This window comes from Planococcus sp. S3-L1, assembly GCF_030063085.1.
Taxonomy (GTDB): Bacteria; Bacillota; Bacilli; order Bacillales_A; family Planococcaceae; genus Planococcus; species Planococcus kocurii.
Genome location: NZ_JASISN010000003.1, coordinates 292,082 through 301,812, shown reverse-complemented (window position 1 = coordinate 301,812; position 9,731 = coordinate 292,082). Strand labels below are relative to the sequence as shown.

The following is a 9,731-nucleotide window of genomic DNA, read 5'->3' as shown; positions in this document are numbered from 1 at the left end:
TCGGCTTCCGTCCTCGTTTTTTCGGAGTTGCTTTTTCTTTTTTCTCAGCCGCTGCCGGTTTGTCGCGTGCTTCGAAATGCGTGGCATCAATAGCCAGCGATTCCTCTGTGATGAAACCTTCCTGGATAGCTAGAGCCACAAGCACGTCTTGCACTTTCGACAGGGCATCCGTTTCACTGATCGCTGCGATCATGCGTGAGTAAGAAGCTTCAGATGGGACGTCGTCCGATAACAGAAACCCGCAATCGAACCGAAAAAAAGGATCTTGTTTCAGGCGCTTCACCAATAATTTGATCGTCGGAATACGATCCACCACACGAGCGATCAACGAATAAATCATGGCACCGTAATTGAGTTCTCTCGGCGCGCCGCGATGCGTCTTCTTGTCGAAGATGCGAAGAAGAGGACCCAGATCTATTGTCGAGAAAATGGCATTAAATCGATGGGTAGGTTCCATCTCAAATAATTCATGCATGTCAAATAGGTTATCTTGTCTTATAATAGGCATAGAGCGCTTTCCCTCCTGTTTGTGTATGTTGTGGTGACTACCATTATACAGGATTTGGGGAGGTGCTCTATTTTCTTGAGATATTACACTTAGAGCCGCAAGGGCTCGGAATTATGAAATTAACTCAACTTAGTTGAAATAATTTATTTCTTAAAAAATTGTTCATCACATCATACCTCTTAAATTCAATAAATTTTATATTAGTCTTATATTAACATGATTGCTTAAACATACTTGCACCAGAAGCAACGAATGATTCATATAGATCGGCTCTTTGGTGCGCATACAAATTTATTATCTTTAAGTAGTCACTCTATATCTTTCTGAGCTTCATTGATAATAAACTTCTGGCGTTCTCCATCATTGCTCTGTGTCTCTACAAAGTTCTTAGCAAATGATTCAAAGTCATTTATTACTTTCTTCAATTTATCTTCTGGTTTTTCACTTTAGCTTTAGCAACTACCATCTATTACAACTCCAAATCTTCATATGAATCAGAGTCTGTAGATTTTACTTTGTTTGCTACTTTATTGAATGAGCGAATTTCTTTCTGAATTTGCAACAGCAATTTAATACTCTTATCATCTGCATTTTCTTCTTTGGCTATCTCTGCTGTGTTCTTATAGACAACTTCTATAACATTCGCAAACTTTGATTCTAAGAACAGGTTTAGCAGCATCATATATATTGAGGAGTCCGTTCCCATTTAATGTATTCGTTCGTAGACTTCACTTGAGGTTTTTTCATTAATTGATTCTCTGTTAAAATTTCTTTATTCTGGTCATAAAATAGATCATATCTCCAACAGAAGTACATTCTCTTCTTCCAAGTAAGTTGCTTTAATGCTTCATAAATATCCATACTTATCTTCTCCTTCTGATTTTTCTGCATAAAAAAACCATCAAGCAGTATGCTCAATGGTCTGTCCAAATCCTATAGGTCTAGCTTTAATTTCATCTTCTAACAATTTATTTTCAATGTATCTATCTTTCATTAAATTAAATCGCTTGTTCATATCTATGGTTTCCATTTCAATAATTGAAAGTTGCGATTTACTTAAATAAGATTTCAACATGATACATACGTTTAATAGGTAAAACTCTTTGGTCAAATACTGGGAATCTCGATACTTTTCTTTTCTTTGTTTATTTTGGGTTAATTTGATGAAATCATCACACCAGGTTCTATTGATTTCTTGGCCAGTAACTTTAGTCTTCATTTCATCGTTTATTACTTTTACAGATAGACGCTCAAACTCAAAATCAATGCCCTGACTATTCAAATGTTTTTTAACGATTCTATTGCATTCTCTTAATTCCTTTGTATAAAAATTATTATATCTTCTTGCATTCATATAATCCTTAAACACTACTTCTTGCTCTTCAACCAATGTTTTAATATCTGATTTCACTTTTTTATATTCCTCTTGATTAATAACTTGTACATTGCCTTCAACTTTTCTTAAACAGAAGATAGATGTAGTTTTAATTCTTTTTTGCTTCTTTAAGTGACTAAATGCTGTTTTTACAATTTCCATATTCCGGCTTCTAATCGTGGAGTTGATTTCATCAATAGCTTTTCCAATAATTTTTTCTGTATTATCTCCCAGATTGCCAGAATATAAATCTGTCATTTCTTCAATGGCATTCTCCATAGAGTAATTACTGACATTCGGCAAGCCAATTAATCTAGTCCAATTAGAAATACTAATATCATTTTCTTTAATATCTAATAGTTGGTTAAATACGTATTCAATCATGATATTACCCTCTGGCGAAGAAGCGAAAGAGGTATAATTAAAAACCCTCTCTGTCTGTTGCTCTTTCTTGCCTGATAATATATAGCGTCTACTTTTACCTTTACCCTTTACTTGCACAAAATCATAAAAAGTTTTGAGTTTGTTGATTAAGGCAATTATAGCTCTATCTGCGTATTCACCTGTCACTTTATCAATAGTACCATCAAGAGAGCTATTCTTGATCCATCTTTTACTATTAAGCTCATTGCCTTCAAACCCATGTTCCATTGTAAGCAAAATCGCTTCATATTCTGTTAGTGTAACTTCATCTATAAGTGTCATTCTATAAGTCCTCTCAATTCTATAAGTTAGTTTTGTTTTGCGTCCATGTGTTCAAAAAATTTCCTAATGTTTCATTTTGAGTAAATACCCAAAAGGTTTTTTAGTTTCTGAATGAGCCGTGCAATGGATTGGTATTTTTCCATTTGCTAAAAGGTATTTAATTTGTTTATAACTAAAGCAATTATATTTTTTCATAAGATGATTCTCTTCTATTCAAAAAGTTTAAAATTCCTACAACCTCTCTATAGAAAAATTATATAACTATAAGATGGTTGTAGGAATTTTCATAAAATAAAATACTATGTGCATCAGCACCATCTTTCATAGTTGTATGGTCTTTGCACAACTATGAAAGATGTACTATATAAAATTTATTCTGTCCGTTAATTATACCTAATCTTAAAATATAATGCAAAATTCATAGAATTCTATGATTCTCATTAAATTCGTCCAGTGCTTTCTGTAACTTCTCACCTTTTGCATAAAGTCTAAAGATGCTATTTCCGTCTTTAATACTCTTAGCTTTGAGGATCTATGGAATAATATTCTCTTTGAAATATTCAGATAGAATTCTTGTGTAGCAGAAGAAAAAATCATTACCATTGGCCTCAGCTAATAATACTACGTCTTAGATATATTCGTGTCTTTAAAGTTACTCAATTACCCCTTTTTAATCTTTTTTACAATTCCTCAGTAGAATAATTTTTCATAATGTCCATAGCTTCTCATTTTTAACAGCTAATCAATTGCTGAGGGCTTCTTATACAGTTTCATAGGAATAGTTCTTGAAACGCCTCAGAAGCTCTTTGAGAGTCAAAATCATCACTATACAAAATAAAAACACTTCAAAATAATGAAGTGCTTACAATTGAACTATTAATCCTGAAAGCTAGTCATGACACCATTTTCAAAATATAGATATTTATAATTCGGATAAACCCATTGTTCTCTAGTAGTAGTAGCAGTTACAGTTCTATTTACTGATTGAGGTTTCCCCCAGCTGGAAGCTTCTACTTCCTCTTTAGTCATACCAATTGCAGGGTTATATTCAGGCTTATTATCTTCAATATTAAAAGCACGAACTTTTTTCCAATCATCTTCTGTAACCCCATTGCTAGATAATAAACCGACTATTTCTCCCCATCTAATTCCTCTATAAGGTGATTCAACATTATCATATAGAGCTACATAAGCGGCATGATCGTCTTGATTCTGTAATAAGTGAGCATAAGCTAATAATGCCTGGACTTCCTGATTATCTGCAAGAAAACCAGTAGTTTCTAAATATCCTAATTCAGTAGTTGGATTGTTACTTTCATCAAAGTTTTCAATATAATTGTCAAGCCTTGTTATGGCTTCTAGAGCATATTTTTCTTTTTTATCTTCTATAAGTTTTATATTTTCTTCGTTAATATGCTCCTCAGAAATATAGCTTTCTAAAAATACATATTTTTCTAAATCTGATTGAACAATATTTACTATGGCTTCATTATAAATAGCAAGCAATTCGTCATTTACTTCAATTCCACTAGAGCCATATAAAACATCATTTTGGAAATCCTTTATTAAATTACTTTCTTGACCATAATTAAGTTGTTTCTCGTATTTTTCTAATAGCTCTTGTGATAATGCGGTTGACTGTTCTACCTCTACTTTTACTTCACCTGTAGCTTCACTACAACCAGTTAATATTACTGCTGCCAACAAAAAGCACCCTAAGTTTTTTTTAATTGTAATCACTCCTCTATTTAAACCTATCCGAAATACAGTCAGAATAGCTTATCAGGTATATTGTACCAATACCATAAGGCTATATGATAGGTTAAATAAGGAAATGATGAGTTTTCTCGTTATCTTGTATTCTACAATCAGATAACCTCTCATTCGCTTGTTTTTAATAGCTCATCAATCGCTGACAGCTTCTAACGAAAATATATGATAGAGAAGTTTCATTTTATATCTAAGCCTCTTAAACAGGATCTTAGGATTAAAATAGGCAGTTTATGGATCGGAGAAAGAAATTTATCACTTTATATACTTGGCGTCCTTTATATCAACCTCATTACTCATTCCCCTTCCCTCTTTCAATGCAAAAGAAAAAAGCACCTAGCAATTAAGCTAAATACTTTATAGATTTATTATTCTTTAGTAAATGATAATTTGACTGATTCACCAAAGTGTCCTTCTTCATATTGATAGTCGCCTATACTTTTGAAAGGCGCATCAAGTGTCATCTCAAATGAATTTGGAATACCGTATTCAAGCGGAATAGTGACAAATGCTTTCTTTTTCACAGTTGGTTGACTTTCGCCTACACCATCTTGAGTAGATGCTTGTTCTTGCGTGTCTGTAACAATTTCAGCATCAGCATTAAATTGAACCGTCTCTTGCGTATTATTTACTGTTTCACCTGCAATAGCTACAAATTCGTCGCCTGTTACCGTATCTTGCAATGCGAGGACACTATAGGTGAAATCGTATCCCTTAAAAGAAACTTCATTGAATCCCTCATCGTTTGTGTCTTCACTAGTATAGCGACCTACAACTTGATACTCATTATAGTTTTCATCTAAAAATAATTCATATTCGCTATTTTTATTAGCAATTTCCATTGGATCTTCTGTTACTGGTATCTCTTCAACAATCTCAACATCTTCTGTTTCTACTCTTTCTGTAGTTCCCTCAGCAGGCATAGTCTCTGTAACTTCCTCTGTAGGTTCCTCAGTTGTTTCATCTCCACAAGCAGTTAATAATAGCCCTGTTAACAAAAAAAAACTTACTTTTTTCATTTCTATTTCCTCCTTAATCATGAATGCTTTCATAATACAGAATAGCAAAAATATCTACAATTTTGTATTTTTTTCTTCATTCGAGAGATATTTTTAAATTTAAATAGAATTTCTTACTTTTTATGGAAAATGAAAGCAAACCAGTTGTCTTGATAAATAAACAAAGCTTAAGCTATTAAATTAGTGTCATTTTTCTTTAGAAGTTACTCGTATTGCTATCTAATCCAAAACTTTCGTTTCGTATATCTTATACTATTATCGTCTGTTAATGCTTAAAAAGCTCTTTAAGCCTCTTCTAAGCTTGATATGCTCGTTCTATCGAAAATGGCAAATCAATAACCTCCCAGCCGTTAATTTAAAGTAGGATACAGCTTATTGAATGATATATCTGAATTTATTGCAGTGGCTTGGAGAACCTACCAAGTTTATATTTAAATCGTATTATTAGTCATTCCACAACTAGCACACCAAAAAAGAGGAGTTTTAACCTCAGGGCATGGCTAAACTCCACTTTTTAACTCTCTCGAATAAAACTATCTGATGTTGTAAGAAAGATACATCAAGAGATTGCAAAAAGTGTTTAACTTCGTGGTCAATATGATTGTTAAGCGATTTCCTAAGAGTTGATAGCTCAAAAGAAAACATTTTGCAATCTCTTTTTTTTTTTTGCTTATATGCAATTATAAAGCTTAAAAAAGTAAGCAATTTAATTAACTACTTTATGCATACATCTGAAACCTTTGGTGCTACTATGTTTTTCAAATAGATGTAATACCCTCTTACTGCATGCACAAATGCTTTACACCCTTTTTCATCTACTGCTGATGATTGTTTCGTAACGTTTGGAATAGCGATTGCAATTAGCACCGTAATAATTAACATAACAATTAGCATTTCAATTAATGTAAATCCTCTTTGATTTTTTAATAATCGCATGTTTTTCCTCCTCAAATGGTGTGGACTAAGTTATACATCGGCATCAAGATTGCTAAATAAGCGCCTACAATACAGACCGCAATCATAATAAAAAAACTCGGCTGGATAATCCGCAATAATTGTTGTGTTTGCAGTTCAATACGCTCCATTAATACTTCGCTGTAAAGAATTAGTTCTTTGCCCAAATAACCGGTCATTTCACCGTGGTGAACAAAAGCAGCCATATCTTTCGAGACAAACGAAAAGCGATGGAGCGATACAGAAAAAGTTTGTCCCATCATCAATTCTTCATGTGATAACCGCGTCATAAATTGAATAATCTTATGGTAGTTCTGACGCTGCAGCAAATCGAGTGATTCTTGCATGGAAATACCGCTGTGTAACAAAGTGCCGAGTTCCCGAGCCAATAGGTGTGACCAGTACAACTTCACAAAGCTTCTAATGACTGGAATGGCCAGCAACCAGTTAATTTGACGCTGAACTGGCTGTTTTTTCAGCAATAGCCTGAATACGTATATCGAAAAGGCCGCTATTGCAAAAAACGCAATGAAGAAATCCGGCAGACTAAGCAAATAAGCAGGAATTCCCGTTTCTCCATCTCCTGACTGCAATGATTTCATCATTGCCGTTAAATTCGGCACATAACTAGTCCGAAAAAACAAAAATAAAATTGAAGTAAAAATCAGCAAAGAGACAGGATAAATTAAAATATTTTTCAACTTTTTCTGCACTTGCTCCGTGCGTGCAAAACTCTTTGCAATACTGTCTATCGATTCCGGTAATCGCCCATGATATTCTGCGATTTCCACAGGAAATAATACATGATCCTTAAACCCCAAAAACTTTAGGATTTCAGCAGCATTACCGCCTCCTTTTAAAATACCCGTCATTCCGTTCAATGTTTCTTCAAATTTCGATGTATGCATCGGCAACAATAACGTCAGCGCAACTGGTAGTAAATAGCCCTCTTTCATTAAAACTGCGAGACGCGTTAGAAATTGCTCACGGTCACGAAGATGAATCTTGTCGGAGCGCATAAGAAGCTTGAATCGCACCAATTTTCACCCCTTCCCGAATCTGTCCACTAAATGACAGAGAATCTGGCAATTCATAGGGTTTTTTCAAATTCGCTGACAGTAGAGCATCTTGTAATCGTTCACCTTCAAGGATTTCATACAGTGCACGGTGACAAGGTTCTGATTGTTTACTATCAGAAAACGTCGGAATTATTTTCTGAGCAGATACCGCCACTAAAGTCTGTGACATGTCTTCAAAAGAGACACCCAAATCATGCAATCGGTGTAGACAGCCAACAGAATGTCTAGCGTGAATAGTGGAAAAAACCAAATGACCTGTTAAAGCTGCGCGTACCGCAATTTGAGCCGTCTCGGCATCACGTATTTCCCCAATCATAATAATGTCAGGATCATGCCTGAGAATCGCTTTTAACCCTGCAGCATAGCTAAGGCCGGCTTTTTCATTAACTTGAATTTGCAAAATTGCTTGATTTTTTCGTTCCACAGGATCCTCAAGCGTGATGATGTTACGGTTCAACTTTTCAGCACAATGTTTTAGCAACGCGTATAAAGTGGTTGATTTGCCACACCCAGTTGGGCCGGTTAGTAAAATAAGCCCTTGAGATGCCTCGGCCAATTTCTCCAATAACCGAGCCGAGTCACGAAAAGCAGCCAGCTGATGAATGGATTGAGCATTGTCGTCTGCCATGATTCGTATAACAATGCTTTCTTTCGTTAACACAGAAGGCAAAGTGGAAATTCGAAAATAATGAGATTGTTCGTTAATGGAGAGTTCGAATGAGCCGGTTTGGGGTTTTCTTCTTTCACTCATGTCTAAAAGGGATAAATATTTGAAATAAGCAATCATGCGATCACCCAAATCAAAGGGGAGTTGTGTTACTTGCCGCAGGTTCTGGAACGAGCGGTACGACACAGTATAGCAGGATGGTTCGGGTTTAATATGAATGTCCGTAGTATCATTTTTTGCCGCATCATGCAAAAGGTCTACACAGCGACGTTCGATAATCGATTGCATATCCACCTCCAGTTTCGGTTTGAACAAAGGCTGCCGCTCTGTTCCCCCATAGTATAACTAGCTCTTTTTAAGAAAGAAATAGTTTTTGTCAAAATAAAATTTTGACCTCCGAATTCGGGCTAAATCTCATATTTGAAGGGATTTATTTTTCTGTCGAAGAACAGGTTCGTATATTTTTTTGAAATACTCAAGCGCTCTCACCCGTACACCTGTTTGTCACAAAGAAAGATGAACTCGCTGTTTACACAATCACTCTGTTTCCTATATAATGAATGAGAGATTATTGTGTTGTGGCAAAGGAGGGATTACCCATGAATAATATGTTCAAATTAATGGGATGGTGGACTGGTATATTTGCAGTTCTCTTTTATGTAGGCGATATGGTTGAAGTATCATTATTAATGGTCGCTAACACCGGATTTTTTGTTCTTCTTGGATTTTTAAATATTTCTGAACGCATGTATTTGTATATTTTTGGCGCCTACCTAACAGTATTTTTCGTAGGCTTCACGTACTACTCAACGTTCATCCACATTCCTGGTGCTGGACATTAATCAACACGAATAAAAAACAAAAGGTGTATCGGAAAAATCCGATACACCTTTTGTTTTTTTGTAAACTCTAGCAATTCTTCGTCTCTTTACAACCCAGTAAGGAATGGATTGCTGTTCATTTCTTGCTCAGGGGTCGTTTCCACGCCGTGACCAGGATAAAGGATCATCTGTTTAGGAAGTGTCAACAAGGAGTCTTGAATGGATTTCAGAAGCTTTTTCTCAGAACCGTCTATTAAATCCGTACGACCAATACTGCCACGGAAAATGGTATCGCCAACAATTGCAAAGCCTTCGTCGCCAAATGAAAAACTGACGCTGCCTGGAGAATGCCCAGGGGTATGAAAAACATCAATTTTGAAAGAACTAATCTGCAACTTTTTTTCATTTGTCAGCAAAATATCTGCGTCTTTAATTCGGTAATCAGGCACAGCTGGATATTTCCCTGAACCATTTAAATTGGGTCGGCTCAACCACTCTTTCTCCAAGTCGTGCAGATAAACTGGGATTGAATACCTGTCACGGATGTCGTCAACTGCTCCGATATGGTCAAAGTGAGCATGAGTCAGAAGGATAGCAATTGGTTTGAAGTTTTTCTTTTTTACCACTGCTTCAATTTTTGCACTTTCTTCTCCCGGATCAAAAATTAGACATTCTCTCTGGTCATTCGATATGATATAACAATTTGTTTGAATGGGTCCTAACTCTAATTGATCTATTTTTAACATTTTCTTCACCTCCCTTCAATTATAACATGCTGTTCTCTCCATACTGTCAAGATACGGACACTTTTTATCCTCGACAAAACAGCTGAT

9 protein-coding genes and 1 pseudogene are annotated in these 9,731 nt (G+C 35.3%); 1 reads left to right on the top strand and 9 read right to left on the bottom strand.

All coding sequences use genetic code 11. The annotated features are described in order from the left end of the window. From QMF37_RS05460 to comGA, 8 genes and pseudogenes are all read right to left on the bottom strand, one after another. On the bottom strand, positions 1 to 508 hold a 508-nt coding region (locus QMF37_RS05460; RefSeq protein ID WP_283477074.1), incomplete at its 3' end, for a transposase. A 469-nt stretch (positions 509 to 977) separates the two neighbouring features. After that, positions 978 to 1,190, bottom strand: coding sequence for a hypothetical protein (locus QMF37_RS05455; RefSeq protein ID WP_283477072.1), 213 nt, complete (start codon positions 1,188 to 1,190; stop codon positions 978 to 980). Between the two features lie 219 nt (positions 1,191 to 1,409). Then, positions 1,410 to 2,588, bottom strand: a complete 1,179-nt coding sequence (locus QMF37_RS05450) for a hypothetical protein (protein ID WP_283477070.1) — start codon at positions 2,586 to 2,588, stop codon at positions 1,410 to 1,412. A gap of 876 nt (positions 2,589 to 3,464) precedes the next feature. Then, positions 3,465 to 4,292, bottom strand: a complete 828-nt coding sequence (locus QMF37_RS05445; protein WP_283477068.1) for a hypothetical protein — start codon at positions 4,290 to 4,292, stop codon at positions 3,465 to 3,467. Positions 4,293 to 4,726: 434 nt separating this feature from the next. Then, entirely contained in the window at positions 4,727 to 5,377 is a 651-nt protein-coding gene (locus QMF37_RS05440; protein ID WP_283477066.1) for a hypothetical protein, read from the bottom strand. 774 nt (positions 5,378 to 6,151) lie between these two features. Continuing rightward, positions 6,152 to 6,313, bottom strand: a pseudogene (locus QMF37_RS05435) (competence type IV pilus major pilin ComGC); the annotation flags it as partial. 11 nt (positions 6,314 to 6,324) lie between these two features. After that, on the bottom strand, positions 6,325 to 7,368 hold the full coding sequence (gene comGB, locus QMF37_RS05430; protein WP_071154388.1) for a competence type IV pilus assembly protein ComGB: 1,044 nt from the start codon (positions 7,366 to 7,368) through the stop codon (positions 6,325 to 6,327). Then, positions 7,322 to 8,365 (bottom strand): competence type IV pilus ATPase ComGA, encoded by a 1,044-nt coding sequence (gene comGA / locus QMF37_RS05425; protein WP_071154387.1) that lies wholly within the window; start codon positions 8,363 to 8,365, stop codon positions 7,322 to 7,324. Before comGA ends, comGB begins: the two co-directional genes overlap by 47 nt. Positions 8,366 to 8,676: 311 nt before the next feature. Here comGA and QMF37_RS05420 point away from each other — a divergent pair, with 311 nt between their 5' ends. Continuing rightward, on the top strand, positions 8,677 to 8,919 hold the full coding sequence (locus QMF37_RS05420; protein ID WP_058385521.1) for a DUF2626 domain-containing protein: 243 nt from the start codon (positions 8,677 to 8,679) through the stop codon (positions 8,917 to 8,919). An 86-nt stretch (positions 8,920 to 9,005) separates the two neighbouring features. Here QMF37_RS05420 and QMF37_RS05415 read toward each other — a convergent pair whose 3' ends face one another. After that, entirely contained in the window at positions 9,006 to 9,644 is a 639-nt protein-coding gene (locus tag QMF37_RS05415) for an MBL fold metallo-hydrolase (RefSeq protein WP_078080354.1), read from the bottom strand. Positions 9,645 to 9,731: the final 87 nt, after the last annotated feature.

Coding starts and splice junctions, on each gene's coding strand:
- QMF37_RS05455 (WP_283477072.1), bottom strand. CDS start 1,190: ATGATGCTGCTAAACCTGTTCTTAGAATCAAAGTTTGCGAATGTTATA.
- QMF37_RS05450 (WP_283477070.1), bottom strand. CDS start 2,588: ATGACACTTATAGATGAAGTTACACTAACAGAATATGAAGCGATTTTG.
- QMF37_RS05440 (WP_283477066.1), bottom strand. CDS start 5,377: ATGAAAAAAGTAAGTTTTTTTTTGTTAACAGGGCTATTATTAACTGCT.
- comGA (WP_071154387.1), bottom strand. CDS start 8,365: ATGCAATCGATTATCGAACGTCGCTGTGTAGACCTTTTGCATGATGCG.
- QMF37_RS05420 (WP_058385521.1), top strand. CDS start 8,677: ATGAATAATATGTTCAAATTAATGGGATGGTGGACTGGTATATTTGCA.
- QMF37_RS05415 (WP_078080354.1), bottom strand. CDS start 9,644: ATGTTAAAAATAGATCAATTAGAGTTAGGACCCATTCAAACAAATTGT.